At 74.2% G+C, this 16543-nt stretch carries 15 protein-coding genes; 7 read left to right on the top strand and 8 right to left on the bottom strand.

The window, feature by feature from the left end; genetic code table 11:
* The first annotated feature begins 388 nt into the window (after window positions 1-388).
* Complete coding sequence (locus tag K7396_RS25765; protein WP_086718518.1) at window positions 389-1120, top strand: helix-turn-helix domain-containing protein; 732 nt, start codon at window positions 389-391, stop codon at window positions 1118-1120.
* A 181-nt stretch (window positions 1121-1301) separates the two neighbouring features.
* Here K7396_RS25765 and K7396_RS25770 read toward each other — a convergent pair whose 3' ends face one another.
* The 7 genes from K7396_RS25770 to K7396_RS25800 form a co-directional block, all read right to left on the bottom strand.
* Window positions 1302-2252, bottom strand: a complete 951-nt coding sequence (locus K7396_RS25770) for a phytoene/squalene synthase family protein (protein ID WP_086718517.1) — start codon at window positions 2250-2252, stop codon at window positions 1302-1304.
* 254 nt (window positions 2253-2506) lie between these two features.
* A complete protein-coding gene (locus tag K7396_RS25775; RefSeq protein ID WP_086718516.1) occupies window positions 2507-3838 on the bottom strand; it encodes an FAD-dependent oxidoreductase in 1332 nt (443 codons plus the stop codon).
* A 159-nt stretch (window positions 3839-3997) separates the two neighbouring features.
* Window positions 3998-5404, bottom strand: a complete 1407-nt coding sequence (locus K7396_RS25780; protein ID WP_086718515.1) for an MAB_1171c family putative transporter — start codon at window positions 5402-5404, stop codon at window positions 3998-4000.
* Window positions 5397-6011, bottom strand: a complete 615-nt coding sequence (locus K7396_RS25785) for a hypothetical protein (protein WP_143589117.1) — start codon at window positions 6009-6011, stop codon at window positions 5397-5399. The genes K7396_RS25780 and K7396_RS25785 overlap by 8 nt, the downstream gene beginning before the upstream one ends.
* A gap of 118 nt (window positions 6012-6129) precedes the next feature.
* Window positions 6130-7155, bottom strand: a complete 1026-nt coding sequence (locus K7396_RS25790) for a trypsin-like serine peptidase (RefSeq protein WP_223660204.1) — start codon at window positions 7153-7155, stop codon at window positions 6130-6132.
* 183 nt (window positions 7156-7338) lie between these two features.
* On the bottom strand, window positions 7339-8274 hold the full coding sequence (locus K7396_RS25795; RefSeq protein ID WP_152104975.1) for an SDR family oxidoreductase: 936 nt from the start codon (window positions 8272-8274) through the stop codon (window positions 7339-7341).
* A gap of 49 nt (window positions 8275-8323) precedes the next feature.
* Window positions 8324-9253 carry a DUF4429 domain-containing protein gene (locus K7396_RS25800; RefSeq protein WP_086719962.1) on the bottom strand — a complete coding sequence of 310 codons (930 nt, stop codon included), beginning with the start codon at window positions 9251-9253 and terminating at the stop codon, window positions 8324-8326.
* Between the two features lie 165 nt (window positions 9254-9418).
* Between K7396_RS25800 and K7396_RS25805 the strand changes: the two genes are divergently transcribed.
* The 4 genes from K7396_RS25805 to K7396_RS25820 all read left to right on the top strand — a co-directional run bounded on the left by K7396_RS25805 (window position 9419) and on the right by K7396_RS25820 (window position 14630).
* On the top strand, window positions 9419-11047 hold the full coding sequence (locus K7396_RS25805; protein ID WP_086719960.1) for an alkaline phosphatase D family protein: 1629 nt from the start codon (window positions 9419-9421) through the stop codon (window positions 11045-11047).
* Between the two features lie 127 nt (window positions 11048-11174).
* Entirely contained in the window at window positions 11175-12503 is a 1329-nt protein-coding gene (locus K7396_RS25810) for a multidrug effflux MFS transporter (protein WP_086719958.1), read from the top strand.
* A 77-nt stretch (window positions 12504-12580) separates the two neighbouring features.
* A complete protein-coding gene (locus K7396_RS25815) occupies window positions 12581-13636 on the top strand; it encodes a serine hydrolase domain-containing protein (protein ID WP_174886989.1) in 1056 nt (351 codons plus the stop codon).
* Between the two features lie 40 nt (window positions 13637-13676).
* Window positions 13677-14630, top strand: a complete 954-nt coding sequence (locus tag K7396_RS25820) for a small ribosomal subunit Rsm22 family protein (protein WP_152104974.1) — start codon at window positions 13677-13679, stop codon at window positions 14628-14630.
* 40 nt (window positions 14631-14670) lie between these two features.
* Here K7396_RS25820 and K7396_RS25825 read toward each other — a convergent pair whose 3' ends face one another.
* A complete protein-coding gene (locus tag K7396_RS25825) occupies window positions 14671-14847 on the bottom strand; it encodes a DUF6243 family protein (protein WP_170314303.1) in 177 nt (58 codons plus the stop codon).
* A 133-nt stretch (window positions 14848-14980) separates the two neighbouring features.
* On the opposite strand from K7396_RS25825, the gene K7396_RS25830 reads away from it, so the two are divergent.
* Together K7396_RS25830 and K7396_RS25835 are read left to right on the top strand one after the other, a co-directional pair.
* Window positions 14981-15580, top strand: coding sequence for a TetR/AcrR family transcriptional regulator (locus K7396_RS25830; protein ID WP_152104973.1), 600 nt, complete (start codon window positions 14981-14983; stop codon window positions 15578-15580).
* A gap of 163 nt (window positions 15581-15743) precedes the next feature.
* Window positions 15744-16487, top strand: coding sequence for a bifunctional DNA primase/polymerase (locus K7396_RS25835; protein WP_086719752.1), 744 nt, complete (start codon window positions 15744-15746; stop codon window positions 16485-16487).
* The last annotated feature ends 56 nt before the right edge of the window (window positions 16488-16543 follow it).

Below are 16543 nucleotides of genomic sequence, written 5' to 3' on the forward strand. Positions count from 1 at the left end.
ACGCCGGCAGACGCCGGTCCCGCGCGGCGTCGCGCACTGCGGCCTCGTACGAGACGTCGTGGTGCCGGGCTCTCCCCTGTGGAGCCCGGCACCACCGCCGGGTGGGGCGGCAGTTGCGCGCGCGGGACCATGTGAGCGGCCTCCCGCGCAAGGTGCACACCGGTCGTTCGGTGGCACCGCCTTGGCGAGGATCCTTCAACCGCACGGCGTTGTCAACAATCGTTTAATTCGTCAGCGTTGGGGGCGCTACAGTGGGTCAGGAGAGAGACTCCCCGACACAATTGTGGTGCCACTCATGGCGTACGGTGCTTGCTGACCGTTAGTCTCAGAGCGGCCGCGAGTGCGCCGCCGTCCCGTCTGCCCACCGACCAGGAGACCGCCCATCGCCATGGATGCCTCGGACGTGGACCCGGCGGATGGACTGCAGGCCGTCGTCGCGGCGATCGACGAGCTTCTCCGGGACCTCGACCTGGGGCGCGACGTCATCGACCTCGACCACCTCTCGCACCGGACGGGCCTCACGGTTCCCCGCGTACAGGCGCTGCTCGACCACACCGGCGAGGACTCCGGGAGCGTCCAGGACTCCTTCCAGGAGCGCCTGGTCTTCCTGCGGGAGACCCGCCGCAAGCCCGACGGGAAGATGTACACCCTCGACGAGATCGGCGCGGGGGCCGGCATCTCCCACGGCCAGGTCGGCTACCTGCTGAACGGGAAGCGGAAGAGTCCCGGGCTGGACGTCACCCGGAAGCTGGAGAAGTTCTTCGAGGTCGAGCCCGGCTTCTTCACCGCCACCGAGCGCCAGGCCCTCTACCGGGCACTGCAGTCGACGCACGAGCAGCTGACCCACCTGGCGCTGCTGCGGGGCAAGGGCATCAACCGGCTGGCGATGCGCAGCGGCACCTGCGGCGACAGCCGGATCGACCGGGAGCTGCGGGACGCGCTCTCGGAGGCGCTGAGCCGGCCGGAGGGCGAGGACCCCGAGGTGCGCGAGCTCACCGACCGGATGCGCTCCCTGCCCTCCAGGAGCAGACGGCGGGTCTTTCCGCTGATCCAGGGGTTGTTGGGGCTGGCCAGGCCGGAGACCGAGGACCGTCCGGCCCCCGGGTGGCGCGGCGACTGAACGGGGCCGGGGCGGGGACGGGGCCGTACGGCGTCGGTCCGCTCGGTACAACAGGCCCCAGCCTGCCCGGTCCACCTGATCCGTCGGTCCAACTGGTCGAACCGGTCCACCCCGTCTGCCGGGTCCACCTGGTCCGTCCGGTTCAACCGGTCCGCCCCGTCCGCCCGGTCCGCCTCAGGGGTCAGTCCGTGCCGCCGCCCGTCCCTGTGGAGCCGCCGGGTGCGGGCAGCCGGTGCGTCGCCGCGTACTCCCGGGCCAGGACCCGCAGGGCGGCGGCCGTGTTCGGCCGGGCGGAGCCGTCGAGCAGGGCGGCCCCCTTCCGGGCCGCCGCGCGCAGGGTGAGGCCCTGGATGCTGAGGAGCGCGCGGACGAACGGGCGGTTGCGGGCGGGCACCAGGTCCACCAGCCCGTACGACGCCCTCAGCCCCGTACGGATCTGCCTGGCCTGGTCGCCGAGCAGTGCCCGGAACCCGTCCGGGGCGCCCTCCCCGGGCGTCAGGCCGGCGCGGGTCAGGCCGTGCCGGGCGAGGAGTTCCTCGGGGAGGCCGAGGCGGCCTTCGGCCAGGTCCTCGGACAGGTCGTTGAGGAAGTCCAGCCGCTGACCGGCCTCGATGAAGGTGCGGCAGCCGGCGACGAACCGGTCCGTGGGCGCTCCGTCGACGAGCAGGCAGGCGATGAGCAGGAACGCGGGCAGCGAGTAGCCGTCGATGTACTGCTGGAGGTCGTGCTCCGTGGCGAAGCCCGTCGTCCGCACCTCCAGCGGTGCCCCGGAGAGGAAGTCCTCGACGCGGTCGCGCAGTTGCGGCCGCCTCGTGGCGGCGTCGAGGAGGGCGCGCAGCACGGGCCGGTCGGCCTCGCCGGTCTTGAGGGCGGCGTGCACCCGGCTCTCCCAGTCGGCCAGCGCGGCGATGCGCTCGTCGGCCGGCCCCCGGTCGATGAGGTTGTCGCTGTGGTGCATGAACGCGGTCGCGGCGAGAACGTCGGGCACGAGCGGTGCGGGGAGCAGCAGCCGTACGGCGGTGTACTCGGCGCGGGCGAAGCGCGCCACCAGCGCACGCTGCGCGCTGTGGTCCCGGCGCAGCGCGGGGTCCGTGATCCCTGCCCGGTCGAGCGTCTTCGGCCATGTGGGCATCGCCGGCTCCCCTCTTGGTGACGGTCCTGGGTGACGGGCCTTCGGGCGGGCCCGTCGTGAGGGGCCCGTCGAGTCGGCCCGTCTGACCGGCCGGTCGTGCCGGACCCGCCGCGACGGCCCCACTGCCCGGCCCCAGTTGGCGGTGCGGCTTCACCTTAGGCGATGGCCGGTGCGGGGCCCTCGCCTCGTCCCACGGCGCCGCCGCGCCGCACCGCGGGCCGGCAGGGGAGGGGCGGTGCGGCGCGCGGCGGTCGTCAGCGGGCGGTGGCGAGCACCCGGGCCGTTCTGGCGAGTACGGCCGGGCGGGTCAGCGACTTGGGATGCCGGCGCATGTGCGCCACGTCCATGAAGGCCCGGTTCACCTCGACGTCGAGGACGGAGGCTGCCGTGATCTTGTCGACGGCCCAGCGGGCGAGCCGGTAGCCGCGGGGGTAGGGGCCCGTCACATGGGGCTGGGCGAGGTCCGCGGTCGCCGACAGCTGCCAGGCCGCGTCGACCACCACGGCGGCCCGCCGGAAGTAGTCCAGGGCCGGAGCGTGCGGCCGGGCCCCGGTGCGCAGGTACGACGAGAGGCAGGTGGCCTGCAGTGCGGCAAGGGTCAGGCCCTGCCCGTAGATCGGGTTGACCGAGGCGACGGAGTCCCCGACGGCCACCAGCCCGCCGGGGAACCGGCGCAGCCGGGTGAAGTCGCGGCGCCGGCTCTCCGGGAAGTGGAAGGTCCGCACCTCGCCGAGCAGGGCGCAGCGGTCGGCCACCTCGTGCAGCGGGGGGACACAACGCCGCATCCGGGCCAGGAAGTCGGCCGGATCGCGTCCCGGGCGGTGGCCGGTGTAGCCGGCCAGCACCACCATCCAGCGGTCGCCCTCCACCGCCACCATCGCCCCCGGCTCGCTGAGCGTGGGCTGGTACCCGCTGGCCGGGCCCGGGGACGCGTGCGCGACGACGGTGCGGGGGAGCTCGTCGCCGCGGCGGAACAAGGCCGTGGCGTAACCGAGGTCGATCCTCATCCGGTGCAGCGGAGCCTGGTCCCATCCGCCGCGCAGCAGCCAGGTGCCCAGGCGGCTGGAGCGCCCCATGGCGTCGACGACCAGGTCGGCGTCGAGTTCCTCGCCGCGACCGGCCTGATCCGGTGCGTCGTCGGCGGCGGTGTAGCGCACGCCGCGGACCCGGCCGGAGCCGAACAGCAGATCACGGGCGCGGCCCCGCACGATGCGGACCCCGGGGAGGGCCGCGACCCGCCGGCGGACCCGGGTTTCGAGGAACGGCCGGGTGGCGCCCAGCATCCGGAGGTCGGGGACGGGCGCCTTGAGCGTGCCGTCCACGTAGAACTGCACCTCGTGGCCGACTCCCGGGCGCGCCCCGCCGGCGACGAGTTCGGCGGTGATGCCCGGGAACCAGCCTTCGAGGTGGGCGTGGCCCATGGCCAGCAGGGCGTGCAGTTGGAGTCGTTGCGGAGCGCCGCGCCCCGTGCCGTCCTCCCCCAGGTCGTCGGCCTCGATGACGACGACCTCGTCGGCGTGGTCGCTCAGCACCCGCGCGGCGTACAGGCCCGCGATGCTCCCGCCGAGGACAACAGCTCGTCTCACAGGAATCCCCCCATGTGGTTCGAAGACGCCCCGCGCCACGGGGCGCCGGGCGGGGTCGAGCGCCCGGGGCCGGCACGGGGGCGGCCCATTCTGCCGCAGCCGGCCGGCGGAACGGGCGGGCGCGGAGCGCTCCGGCCCGGAGCGCCGATGTCCGGCCGGCTACTGCCGCTCGGCCGCCTCTGCGGCCTCTGCCGCCCCGGCTGTTGCCGCCGTTCGGGCCGCCTCGCCTGTTGCCGCCGCCTCGTCCGTCGCCGCCCCCTCGTCCGTCTCCGCCGTCCCCGCCACGTCCGCCGTCTCGTCGGCCGAGCGCTGGATGCGCACGTCTCGCAGCGCCGTGGCGACCAGCGGGTCGGTGAGCGCCTGGGCGACGCGCAGCAGCCGTCCGCGTTCGCCGGAGGCCGGGGTGTCCTCGCCGGGCAGTGCCACCGGCGGGCCCGCCGGCGGCTGCGGCCGGCCGGCGTGTCCCCGCTGCGTCGCCGCGCGCCGGGCCGCCTGCAGGCGCTGGGCCGCGTCCCGCAGGGCGGCGGCGGTGGCGGCCGCCTGCAGCTCCCGCTCCGAGCGGCCCGGGGCGTCCGCGGCGCCACGGGCCGTCTCCCGCTCGTGGGCGGCGTGCACGGCGGCCGCGGGCAGGGGCGACACCCAGGGGCGCAGCGCGCGCATCCCGTCGAGGATCTCGATCACGCGCCGGTGCAGGTTGAAGCCGACGTTCCAGGCCAGACGGTGGCTGCGGGCGCTGTCCACGCTGAAGGCGAGCTCCTCGTCGACCCCTGCGACGACGAGGTCCCACAGCGGCTGCAGGGCCCTGATGTCGCGGCGTTCGCGCAGCCACGCGCCGACCGCGGCCCCGGAGAGGCCGTAGCTGGTGATCAGGGCGCCGATCGAGCCGAAGGTGGAGCCGAGCACGCCCACGGTGTCCAGGGCGTGGTTCCCGGAGGCGGCCAGGACGATCGCGGGGACGGAACACACCACATAGCCGAAGACGAACAGCATGGCCGTGCCGAAGGAGCGCAGCGCGCGCCGGAACCGGGCGCCCTCGGGCCGCAGGGTGCGGCACCGCCGGTAGGTGCTCAGGGTCGCGCAGGCCAGGGTGGCGAGGAAGATCCCCAGGAACACCTGGATCTCCGGCTCGTCGGCGAAGTCGGTGTTGAACGTCAGCGGGTCCGCGGGCCCGGACAGGTCGGCGGAGCAGAAGGCGGCGACCATGACGGCGGGCGCCGCGACATACGCCGCCGACCACACCGTGACCCGCCGGCGCAGCACCGCCGGGCGCTGCCGCAGCCGGGGGTCCCACAGCATCGTCAGGACGTGGAGCAGGGAGAAGCAGGTCAGGATGCCGAGGTACACGGGAAGGGTGGCGAAGCCGGCGACGCCGGTGAGCTGCCCCAGCATCCGGTAGCCCGCGGGCGCGGCCATCGCGAACACCAGGCCGGACGCGACGAAGTTCACCGTGATCAGGGAGAGCGTCGTGGTGCGGTCGCGCAGGAGCGCCAGGCACTTCCACCCGGCGATCACGAAGTCGATGAGTGCGATGGCCAGGTAGACGACGTTCGAGGCGCTCTCAGACACCGGACCTCCGGTGGGCGAGCGCCGAGGAGAGGAACCCGTCGGCGCGCTGGTCCCGCCGCAGTTCGAGGTGGCGCTGGAGCATCACGGTGGCGAACGCCTCCGCCCGCCGCTCGTGGGCGCTGTCGTAGTGCGACCGGTTCAGGATCTGCAGCACCGGGCCCGTCTTCAGCCCGGGGAGCAGCTGCCGCACGGTCTCCTCCGTCATGAGCCCTCCGGCGGATCCCTCCTCGGCCGGGTGCTCCTCCCACAGGTGGAACAGCTCGTGCAGGCCGGCGTGCAGGCGGGTCAGTTCGTTCGCGGTGGAGTCCACGACGATGAAGTCACGGTCCCGGCCCCGGGCGCAGAACCCGGACACCTGCTGCGGGAGCGGCACTTCGGTGAGGGTGATCGGCTTGTTGCGCCGTACGGCCACGGCGTCCACGAGGCCCTGCATGTCCCGGACCCCGGACAGCCCGAGGTCGCGGTGGACGAGGCGGGTGACGGACCAGGTGGCGAGGAGGACCGCCAACTGCTCCCGGAGCGAGGTCCACGGGGAGCCGGGGGGCCGGTGGGCGGGCTGTGGCAGCTTCTCCTGCTGCGCTGGACCATGACGGCGGGGCCACCACATGAACGTGTACTCCTACGGCTCTTGCTGCGCTCGGGGTGCGGACGGAACAGTACGGCGCCCGGCGCGACCGCGCACCCGGCCGGCGTCCGGAGGCCGGACGCCGGGCGGGCAGGCCGGGTCAGGTCGACTGGGCCGTGGTGTAGAGGTTCTTGGCGTCGTCGCCGAAGTACGGGCCGAACATGGTGTTGGGCCAGAACTGGTAGCCGAAGCTGTTCACCGAGGACTGCAGGCCGGTGCCGGTCTTCTCGTCGAACGAGGTGAACCAGGGGCCGCCGCTGGAGCCGCCGGTCATGTTGCAGGCGAGGCCGTGGTCGCCGGAGAACAGCGGGTCCTTGAAGGTGGTGCCGCTGCAGTAGACGAGCTTGCTGCCGTCGTACGGGGCGGCCGCGGGGAAGCCGAAGGCGTACATCGGCTTGCTGTAGCCGGAGTTGAAGGACAGGCCCTGGCCGCCGACGACATCGGTGAGCTTCTTGCCGTCGAGCGGGGCGACGACCGCGGCGCCGACGTCGTAGTTGATGTCCTCGCTCGCCGTCCACTGGGGAGTCGAGAGCGTCTTGGCCGCGGACCACTTGCCGTACGGGGCCTCGCCGTCGTGGTAGCCGGGGACGAAGACCCAGTTGGTGTGCCAGGCGCCGCCCAGCTTCACACAGTGCCCGGCGGTGAGGACGGTGCTTTTGTTGCCGCTGGTCACCGCGTCGCCGGAGCAGGACGCGGTACGGCCCTGGTAGGTGAAGAACACCCGGCCGGTGGTCTTGGTGACCGCGCCGCCGCCGGTCCAGGGCCCGCCGGCCTGGGGGAGGGTGGCGGGGAGCAGCGGGGCGGGGGTCTTCGACGTGCGGGGGAGGCTGGGGGACACCGTGAGCGGGGCGCTGCGCGGGACCGCGGTGCCGGGCCGGTGCGCGGGCGCGGCGAGGTCCAGGGGCGCCGCGGCGCGCATCCGGGCCGCGGTCCAGAAGGCGGCGGCGGTCTGCGGGGCGGGGGAGCGGTGGGAGTTCTGCACGGCGGCGGCCGGGCCGGTGGGGAGCAGCAGGGCGAGGAGCGTACCGGCGGCCGTCAGGGTGCCGAGGGCGACCCGGGACCGGCGGGCGGGGTGCGCTGCCGGTATGCCCTGAACCGCGGGTATGCCACGAACGGTTCGTCTCACGCGTAACTCCTTCTGCGGGGACCGCGCGCGACGGGGCGCGCAGCCGCGGGGGAACGGGACCGCGCGCGGCGCGGCCCCGGCAGACGAGTGGTGCGGATCCGAGGCAAGGGTGCCACCGGAAGCGGCAGGAGGGCAGGGGTCGTACGGGGATTCGACGCCCGCCCCCCCCGCTCCGCAGTGGCCTCAACCCCGCCCGATGTACGGCATGTTGGTCGCCATCACCGTCGCGAACTGCACATTGGCCGCCAGCGGCAGCGCCGCCATGTGCACCACCGTGCGGGCCACGTCCGCCGCGTCCATCACCGGCTCCACCGCCAGCTCGCCGTTCGCCTGCAGAATGCCGGTCTGCATCCGGCCGGTCATCTCGGTCGCCGCGTTGCCGATGTCGATCTGGCCGCAGGCGATGCCGTACGGGCGGCCGTCCAGCGAGAGCGACTTGGTCAGGCCGGTCATCGCGTGCTTGGTGGCGGTGTAGGCGACGGAGTGCGGGCGCGGGGCGTGCGCGGAGACCGAGCCGTTGTTGATGATGCGTCCGCCCTGCGGCTCCTGGGCCTTCATGGCGCGGAACGCGGCCTGCGCGCAGAGGAAGGAGCCGGTGAGGTTGACGTCGACCACTGCCCGCCAGTCGTCGGGGGAGAGGTCCTCCAGCGGCACCGCCCGGCCGAAGGTGCCCGCGTTGTTGAAGAGCAGGTCGACCCGGCCGAAACGTTCGCGGGCGGTGGCGAAGAGGGCGTCGACCTGGTCGGGGCGGGTGACGTCGGTCGGCACGGTGAGGACCGCGGGGCCGCCGGCCTCCACCGGGCCCGCCAGCCGGGCGGTTTCGGCCAGTGCCGGTGCGCGCCGCCCGGCCAGGACCACCGTCCAGTGGGCGTCGAGCAGCGCGTGGGCGACCGCCCGCCCGATGCCGGAGCCGGCGCCCGTGACCACGGCGACCTTCCGGGGCGCCGCCCCGTCCTGCCGTGCCTCCTGGGGCACGGGTGCCGTCTGCGTGCTGTGCCCGCCCCGTGAGACGGGCGCCGGCAGTGTGGGCCGGTCCGCGGTCGCCGTGCCGCCCACCTGCCCGGCCCGTGCCCTCGGTGTCGTCCGCGCTGCCCCTGCCGGCTCTGTGTTCTCTGCCATGGCGGCAGCGTAAACGGCGCACGGCGGGCGGACGGGCAGCCGCCGCGCCTCAGTCGGTGGTGTGGAAGCGCCGCAGCACCGCGGCCTTCGTGGCGGTGAACTCCTCCTCGGTGAGGATGCCCTCCCGGCGCAGCTCGCCCAGTTCGCGCAGCCGCCGCAGCAGCGCGTCATGGCCGTCGGCGCCGGCCGCGCCGTCCGCCGGGGGCGCGGCCGGCGCGGCTGCCGCGGCGGCGGGCAGGGCCGGGGCGGACGCGGTCAGGGCCTTGTCCTGGCCGGCCGACGGATGCGGCAGCCGCGCCGCGACCGCGGCCGCCAGCAGCGCGGTCGTGCCGCTCTCCTTCTTGAAGCCCCACAGCTCGACGGCGTTGGGGTCGTGCTCCGGCTTGACGCGTTCCGTCGTGCCGCGCGGCCGGAAACGGAGGTAGCCGGACTCAAGCCCCGCGGCGGCCCGCCACTCCACGGCCTCCAGGTCGGCCGTCGAGAACTCCCTGGGCCCCCATTGCCGTTTGGTCTCGCTGGTGTTCCAGCGCCATTCGAGACGCACCCGCTCGCCGTCGAACGAGGCGAGTCCGTCCACCCCGGCCGCCGACAGCGGAACGGCAGGACCCGGCAGCAGATAGCGGTCGGCGGGCCCGTCCGGCACCTGCTCCAGCAGCAGGGCCCGGCGCACCGCGTCCACGAAGTACTCGGCGACATCGGTCCGTGCGGCGTCCACGGCCACCTGGTACGGGTTCGCCTCGTCCGGCAGGCTGCCGCCGGTGACCTGGAGCAGCGGGTCGGCGCCGTCCCGCAGCCGGAGCCGCAGCCGGCCGCCCTTGCGGGCCGGTTCGTAGGCGATACCGGCCATCGCGGTCAGCGGCACGGTGAACTCGCCGAGATCCTGGCGGAGTTTGTGCACCCCGCGCTCGTGCCCCGGCACGATCCGCACGGCCGCGTCGTCGAAGGTCCAGGTGCCGTCTCGCCCCATCAGCTCAGCCATGCCCCGAATCCTACGGAGGCAGCTCGGGTGCCGCGATTGTCCGGCCGCGTCCGTTGCGGGCCCACTCCTCATCCGGCTGTCATGCATGCGTCGTGCACGGGACAGCGCCGCGCCGTCCCGCGGCCCTCCAATCACTGGGGACAACCACCGCCAGGGGAGGGCCAGATGACGCACCACGCACCGCACGAGCAGGAGATCCGGGCCGCTGCCGCACACTTCGGCCGCCGCCGCTTCCTCACCGTCACCGGGGCCGCCGCCGCGCTCGCCTTCACGACCAACCTCCCCGGCGGGGGCGCCTTCGCCGCCGAGGCCGATCCGCGGAAGATCACCGAGAACCCCTTCACGCTCGGCGTGGCCTCCGGCGACCCGCAGCCCGGCTCCGTCGTGCTGTGGACCCGGCTCGCCCCTCGCCCGTACGAGCCCGGCGGCGGCATGCCGGACGCCAGAGTCGCCGTCCGCTGGGAAGTCGCCTACGACGAGCGCTTCACACGGCTGGCCGGCCAGGGCCGCGCCGACGCACACCCGGAGTTCAACCACTGTGTGCACATCGAACCCACCGGCCTCGCGCCCGACCGCGTCTACCACTACCGCTTCCGCGCCGGCAGCTGGATCAGCCCGGTCGGCCGCACCCGCACCGCACCCGCCCGCTCCGCCCGCCCCGCCGCCCTGAAGCTCGCCGCGGTCTCCTGCCAGGCCTACCACGACGGCTACTTCACGGCCTACAAGCACCTGGCCGAAGAGGACCTCGACGTCGTCTTCCACCTCGGTGACTACCTCTACGAGTACCCGGTCGACGCGGCCGGCGGCGTCCGCCGCTACACCGACCGCACACTGCCCGCGGTCTTCAACCGGGAGACCGTCACCCTGGAGGACTACCGGCTGCGCTACGCCCTCTACAAGTCCGACCCGGACCTGCGGGCCGCGCACGCCGCCCACCCCTTCGTCGTCACCTGGGACGACCACGAGGTGGAGAACAACTACGCCTCCGACATCAGCGAGGACAACCTCCCGCGCGAGGCGTTCCTCGTCCGCCGCGCCGCCGCCTACCGCGCGTACTGGGAGAACCAGCCGCTGCGCCGCCCCCAGCGGCCCGACGGCGCCGACGCCCGGCTCTACCGCCGCGTCCAGTACGGGCAGCTCGCCCAGTTCGACATCCTCGACACCCGCCAGTACCGCTCCGACCAGGCCTACGGCGACGGCTGGCACGCCCCGGGCCCCGAGTCCCTGGACCCCGCCCGCACCCTGACCGGCGCCGCCCAGGAACGCTGGCTGATCGACGGCTGGCGGCAGTCCTCCGCGCGCTGGAACGTCCTGCCCCAGCAGGTCACCTTCTCCGAGCGGCGCAACGCCACCGGCGCCGGCTACCAGCTGAGCATGGACGCCTGGGACGGCTACGCGGCCTCCCGCGACCGGGTCCTCGCGGGCGCCGAGTCGGCGGGCGTGGACAACCTCGTCGTCCTCACCGGCGATGTGCACGTCCACTACGCCTTCGACATCAAGAAGGACTTCAAGGACCCCGGCTCGCGCACCGCGGGGGTGGAGTTCGTCACCACCTCGATCGCCAGCGGCAAGGACGGCGCGGACAAGCCCGCCAACTGGGCCACGTACCTGGCCGCCAACCCGCACCTGAAGTTCTACAACGGCCGGCGCGGCTACGTCACCGTCACCCTCGACCAGGACACCGCCCGCGCCGACTACCGCACGGTGTCCGCCGTCACCACCCCCGGGGCGCCGGTGCGCACCGCCGCCTCCTTCGTCTCCGAGGCCGGCGATCCGGGGCTGAAGCCCGCCTGATCCGGGACCCGCGGACCAGGACCGCGGAACGAGCCGGTCTCCGCCCAAGGGACCGGTCCGGAACCTGCTGGGAGCCGCCTCGCGCGTGACACCATGGTGCAGCCCTCGACGACCCATGGAGACGCAGATGACGGAGTCCGGCGCGGCCGATCCCCAGGACCTTCCCGCCATAGCCGGGCGGGACGCGGCAGCGGCAGCACCCGCTGCACCCGTCGCGTCCCGCCGCACCAGCCTCCTGGTCACCCTCGTCCTCGGCGGCCTCACGGCGGTCCCGCCGCTCTCGATGGACATGTATCTGCCCGCCCTGCCGCAGGTCACCGCCGCCCTGCACAGCCCCGCTGCCACCGTCCAGCTCACCCTGACCACGTGCCTGGCGGGCATGGCGCTGGGGCAGATGATCGTCGGCCCGATGAGCGACAAGTGGGGCCGCCGCCGTCCGCTGCTGGCCGGGATGGTGGTCTACGTCCTGGCGACGGCCCTGTGCGCGTTCGCCCCCACCGCCGAACTCCTCATCGCCTGCCGCCTGTTGCAGGGACTCGCGGGGGCCGCCGGCATCGTCATCGCCCGGGCGGTGGTCCGCGACCTGTACGACGGCGTCGCGATGGCCCGGTTCTTCTCCACCCTGATGCTGATCTCCGGGGTGGCGCCGGTCGTCGCCCCGCTCATCGGCGGCCAGATCCTGCGGATCACCGACTGGCGCGGCGTGTTCGTCGTCCTCACCGCCGTCGGGGTGGCGCTCACCCTCCTGGTGTGGCGCAGGCTCGACGAGACCCTGCCGCCCGCCCGCCGCCACCCCGGCGGCCTCGGCCAGACCCTGCGCACCATGCGCGACCTGCTCGCCGACCGGCCCTTCTCCGGCTACCTCCTGGTCGGCGCCTTCGCCTTCGCCGCCCTCTTCTCCTACATCTCCGCCTCCCCGTTCGTGGTCCAGGAGATCTACGGCGCCTCCCCGCAGACCTTCAGTCTGCTCTTCGGGCTCAACTCCGTCGGCCTGGTGCTCGTCGGCCAGTTCAACGGCAAGTTCCTGGTCGGCCGGGTCGGGCTCGACAAGGTGCTCGGCACCGGACTGGCCGTGATCGCGCTCGCCGCGGCCGCGCTGCTGGTGATGTCCTCCGGCGTCCTCGGCCGCCCCGGCCTGGTCCCCGTCGCCGCCGGCCTCTTCGTCCTCATGGCGGCGATGGGCCTGGTCATGCCGAGCACCAACACCCTGGCGCTGCTGCGCACCCCGCACGCGGCCGGCTCCGCCTCCGCGCTGCTGGGCACCTCCACCTTCCTGCTCGGCTCGGTGGCCTCCCCGCTGGTGGGCATCGCGGGCGAGCGGACGGCCCTGCCGATGGCCCTCGTACAGCTCTCCTGCGCCATATTGGCGCTCGTGAGCTTCCTGGGACTGTGCCGCCCGTGGCAGCGTAGGGGGGAGACCACCGGGAGCACGGCCGGAGAGAGGACCCCGCGCTGAACGCACCGAGACTCACCTACGGCACGCCGTCCCGGGCGGGGCTGGACCCCGCCTGGACCGAGCGGCTGGTCCGCGGCGTGCGGGCGCTGCCCGAGGGCCGTCCGCCCTGGGCGCCCGGCGCCGTCGTCCTGGCCGGCCGCGGCCCCGTCGTCGCCGCCGAGGCCGCCGCGGGCTGGGCACTGCGCTACCGCGCCCACGACCCCGACCGCGACCGCGGCATCGACCTGCCCCGCGACCAGTGGGAGCCGATGCGGGTGGGCACCGTCTTCGACCTCGCCTCGCTCAGCAAGCTCTTCACCGCCATCGCCGCGGTCCAGCAGATCGAACGCGGCCGGCTGGCCCTCGACGACGAGGTCCGCGCCGAGCTGCCCGCCTTCGCCCCCGGCATCACCGTGCGGCAGCTCCTCACCCACACCTCCGGCCTCGCGCCCGAACTGCCCTTCCACGACCACCGGACCCGCGCCGCCCAACTGGCGCTCCTGTGGACGGAGGCCGCCGCCCCCAGCGGCCGCCCCGGCGCCGCCCACCGCTACTCCGACCTCAACCTCATCGCCCTCCAGCTGCTCCTGGAACAGCGCACCGGCCACCGGCTCGACGCCCTGATCCGGGACGGCGTCACCGGCCCGCTCGGCATGTCCAGCACCACCTACGGCCCGCTGGCCCCCCAGGGCGTGGCGGCGACCGAGGACCAGCGGCGGCCCTGGGCCAAGGCGGACCGCGGCCTGGTCCGCGGCGAGGTGCACGACGAGAACGCCTGGGCCCTGGGCGGCGTGGCCGGCCACGCGGGCCTCTTCTCCACCGCCCAGGACCTGGCCGTACTGTGCCGCACGCTGCTCAACGGCGGCGCCTACGGCACCGCCCGCATCCTCGGCCCCCGCGCGGTCGCCGCCCTGCTCGACCCGCCCGGCCTCGGCTTCGCGGTCGACCAGCCGTATTTCATGGGCGAGTTGGCGGGCCGCGGCGCCGCCGGGCACACCGGCTTCACCGGCACCAGCCTGGTCCTCGACCGCGCCACCGACACCTTCCTCGTCCTCCTCGCCAACACCGTCCACCCCCGCCGCCGTGACGGCGGCAGCGCCCCGCGCGCCGCGGCCGCCACCCGGCTGGCCCGCGCGGTCTCCCGCGCCACCTGACCGGGCGGGGCCCGCCGCGGGGCCCCGTAGAATTTCCCCCATGCACGAGGAACTGCGCGCCGCGCTGGCGGGCCTGCTCGACGGCCTGCCGCCCAAACAGGCCGCGCAGGCCGTCGAGCGGCTGATCACCAACTACCGGGGGACCACCCCCACCGACGCCCCGGTCCTGCGCGACCGCGCGGATGTGGCCGCCTACGCCGCCTACCGCATGCCGGCCACCTTCGAGGCGGTACGCGCCGCCCTGGCCGCGTTCGCCGCCCGGGTCCCCGACTGGTCCCCGGCCACCCATACCGACATCGGCGGCGGCACCGGAGCCGCCACCTGGGCCGCCGCGGCCACCTGGGACGGCCACCGCAGCACCGTCCTGGACTGGGCCCAGCCCGCCCTCGACCTCGGCCGGGAGCTGGCCGCCAAGACCCTGCCCGACACCGAGTGGCGGCGGCAGACCATCGGCGCGGGCCTGACCGTCCCCGACGGCACGGACCTCGTCACCGTCTCCTACGTCCTGGGCGAACTCCGCCCCGACGACCGCCGCGCCGTCGTCGCCGCCGCGGCCGCCGCCGCGACGGCCGTCGTCCTGATCGAACCGGGCACCCCCGACGGCTACCTCCGCATCCGCGAGGCCCGCACCCAGCTCACCGAGGCCGGCCTGCGCATCGTCGCCCCCTGCCCGCACGGCGACACCTGCCCCATCGTCCCCGGGGAAGACTGGTGTCACTTCGCGGCCCGGGTCAGCCGCTCCTCCCTGCACCGCCAGGTCAAGGGCGGCTCCCTCCCGTACGAGGACGAGAAGTTCAGCTACGTCGCCGCCACCACCCTCGACGCGGCCCCCGCCCCCGCCCGCGTCACCCGCAAGCCCCAACTCCGCAAGGGCCAGGTCCTCCTGGACCTGTGCACGGCCCGCGACGGCCTCCAGCGCACCACCGTGACCAAGCGCCACGGCACCCACTACCGCGAGGCCCGCGACACCTCCTGGGGCGACCCCTGGCCCTGACCCCGCCGCACCGGCAGGGCCCCGCCCACCGCAACCCCCACTATTCCTCCCGCACCCGCTCCTGGAACCTCCGCAGCAACTCCTGCCGCCGCTCCTCCGCACGGCCCCGCGCCCGTCCGGCGGCATCCGCGCCGCCGCCTCCCCGCAGCGCCCCGCGCGAAAGCTTGGTACGGGTACCGCCGACCCCGAGCATCCCGCCCGCGTTTCCCCGGCTCATGGAGTTCCCCTTCCTCATCGTCCGCTTCACCAGCGAAGCGAGACGAGGCGTCTCGCTCGCATCCACTATGAGCGAGACGGTGCGTCTCGTCAAGGCGATACGTCTCGCCTTCCGTCTCGCTAGACTCCGCCGCATGGCCGACAAAGCAGCCCCTGACTCCACCCGCCGCAGCGAACGCTCCCGCCGGGCGATCTTCGACGCCGCCCTCGCCCTCGTCGGCGAGGTCGGCTACGACAAGCTCACGATCGAAGGCATCGCCTCCCGGGCCGGGGTCGGCAAGCAGACGATCTACCGCTGGTGGCCCTCCAAGGCCGCCGTCCTGCTGGACGCGTTCACCGTCGGCGTCGAGGACTACTCCGCGCAGGGCCTGCCGGACACCGGCGACCTGGCCGCGGACCTGAAGGCCGTGCTGCACGCCACCGTCGACGAGTTCAACGATCCGGCGTTCCAGGCCCCCTACCGCGCCCTGGCCGCCGCCGGCGCCAACGACGAGCAGCTCTCCCGCACCTTCGTCGCACGGCTGATGGAACCCGGCACCCAGGTCTACATCGACCGGCTGCGGGCGGCCCGGGAGGCCGGGGAGATCGCCGACGGCGTCGATCTGCGGATCGCCACCGAGATGATGCTGAGTCCCTTCTCACAGCGCTGGCTGATGCGCACCGGCGAACTGACCTACGACTTCGTCGACACCCTCGTCGACCAGGCACTGTGCGGACTGCGGCCCCGAGGCTGAACCCACCCGGCGGCCGGTCGCCGGCGGCGGCACACTGCCGCCGATGACCTGAATTGCCGGTATTGGTCCGCCCTTCGTTCACCCCGGATCTCCACACCGGTCACCCGAGGAGCAGGATGGTGGCAGCATTGATCCCAGACCACCGCTCGAAGTGAGGGGATAGATGGAACGCAAGAGCAGGTTCTCCCAGTGGCTGCGCCGGCCGAAGAGCGGATCAAACGGCGGCGATACGGACACGGGATCGGCGGCTGCGCGCAGCCGCGAGGACCTGCTGCTGGCGGCGGCCGACGCGGGCTTCCCCGTGGCGCCGGCGGCGCACCCCTCCGGCTACGGCTGTTCCTGTGAACGCATCGGCTGTCCCACCCCCGCCCGCCATCCCATCTCCTTCGGCTGGCAGACCGTCGCCACCACCGACCGCGACAAGGTCGCCGCCTGGGTCCGCACCCTCCCGCAGGCCAACTTCATCACCGCCACCGGCATCACCCACGACGTCCTGGACGTCCCCGTCGAGGCGGGCCGCAGCGCCCTGGGGCGGCTGGACGCGGCGGGCATCGACGTCGGCCCGATCACCCTCAGCGGCGCCGGCTTCGACGGCCGGATGCTCTTCTTCACCGCCACCCGCGGCACCCCGGACGACGAGGACGAGTGGTGGCCCTGCGAGCTGGACTGCCACCCCGAGACCATGGACGAGCACCCGGGCCTGCGCTGGCACTGCCGCGGCAGCTATGTGCTGCTGCCCCCCTCGGCGCTGCCCGGCGAGCGGCCCGCGGTGAGCTGGCTGCGCGGCCCCGAGCTGCCCCTGCCCGACCCGCTGACGCTCCTGGAGTCGCTCACCGACGCCTGCGCGGAGTTCAACGACCGCGAGCCGCACCACCACGAGGCGGCGGCCTGGCCGATCGGCCGCTGAGCCTTCCGCCGCACCCCTCCGCACACGCCGTACCCACACCGAAGGGCCGCCGGGTC

It is taken from the genome of Streptomyces angustmyceticus, assembly GCF_019933235.1.
Taxonomy (GTDB): Bacteria; Actinomycetota; Actinomycetes; order Streptomycetales; family Streptomycetaceae; genus Streptomyces; species Streptomyces angustmyceticus.

What these genes read in the sequence shown, in the direction of transcription:
- K7396_RS25765 (WP_086718518.1), top strand. Translation starts at nt 389, where the DNA reads ATGGATGCCTCGGACGTGGACCCGGCGGATGGACTGCAGGCCGTCGTC.
- K7396_RS25770 (WP_086718517.1), bottom strand. Translation starts at nt 2,252, where the DNA reads ATGCCCACATGGCCGAAGACGCTCGACCGGGCAGGGATCACGGACCCC.
- K7396_RS25785 (WP_143589117.1), bottom strand. Translation starts at nt 6,011, where the DNA reads ATGTGGTGGCCCCGCCGTCATGGTCCAGCGCAGCAGGAGAAGCTGCCA.
- K7396_RS25795 (WP_152104975.1), bottom strand. Translation starts at nt 8,274, where the DNA reads ATGGCAGAGAACACAGAGCCGGCAGGGGCAGCGCGGACGACACCGAGG.
- K7396_RS25800 (WP_086719962.1), bottom strand. Translation starts at nt 9,253, where the DNA reads ATGGCTGAGCTGATGGGGCGAGACGGCACCTGGACCTTCGACGACGCG.
- K7396_RS25805 (WP_086719960.1), top strand. Translation starts at nt 9,419, where the DNA reads ATGACGCACCACGCACCGCACGAGCAGGAGATCCGGGCCGCTGCCGCA.
- K7396_RS25810 (WP_086719958.1), top strand. Translation starts at nt 11,175, where the DNA reads ATGACGGAGTCCGGCGCGGCCGATCCCCAGGACCTTCCCGCCATAGCC.
- K7396_RS25820 (WP_152104974.1), top strand. Translation starts at nt 13,677, where the DNA reads ATGCACGAGGAACTGCGCGCCGCGCTGGCGGGCCTGCTCGACGGCCTG.
- K7396_RS25825 (WP_170314303.1), bottom strand. Translation starts at nt 14,847, where the DNA reads ATGAGCCGGGGAAACGCGGGCGGGATGCTCGGGGTCGGCGGTACCCGT.
- K7396_RS25830 (WP_152104973.1), top strand. Translation starts at nt 14,981, where the DNA reads ATGGCCGACAAAGCAGCCCCTGACTCCACCCGCCGCAGCGAACGCTCC.
- K7396_RS25835 (WP_086719752.1), top strand. Translation starts at nt 15,744, where the DNA reads ATGGAACGCAAGAGCAGGTTCTCCCAGTGGCTGCGCCGGCCGAAGAGC.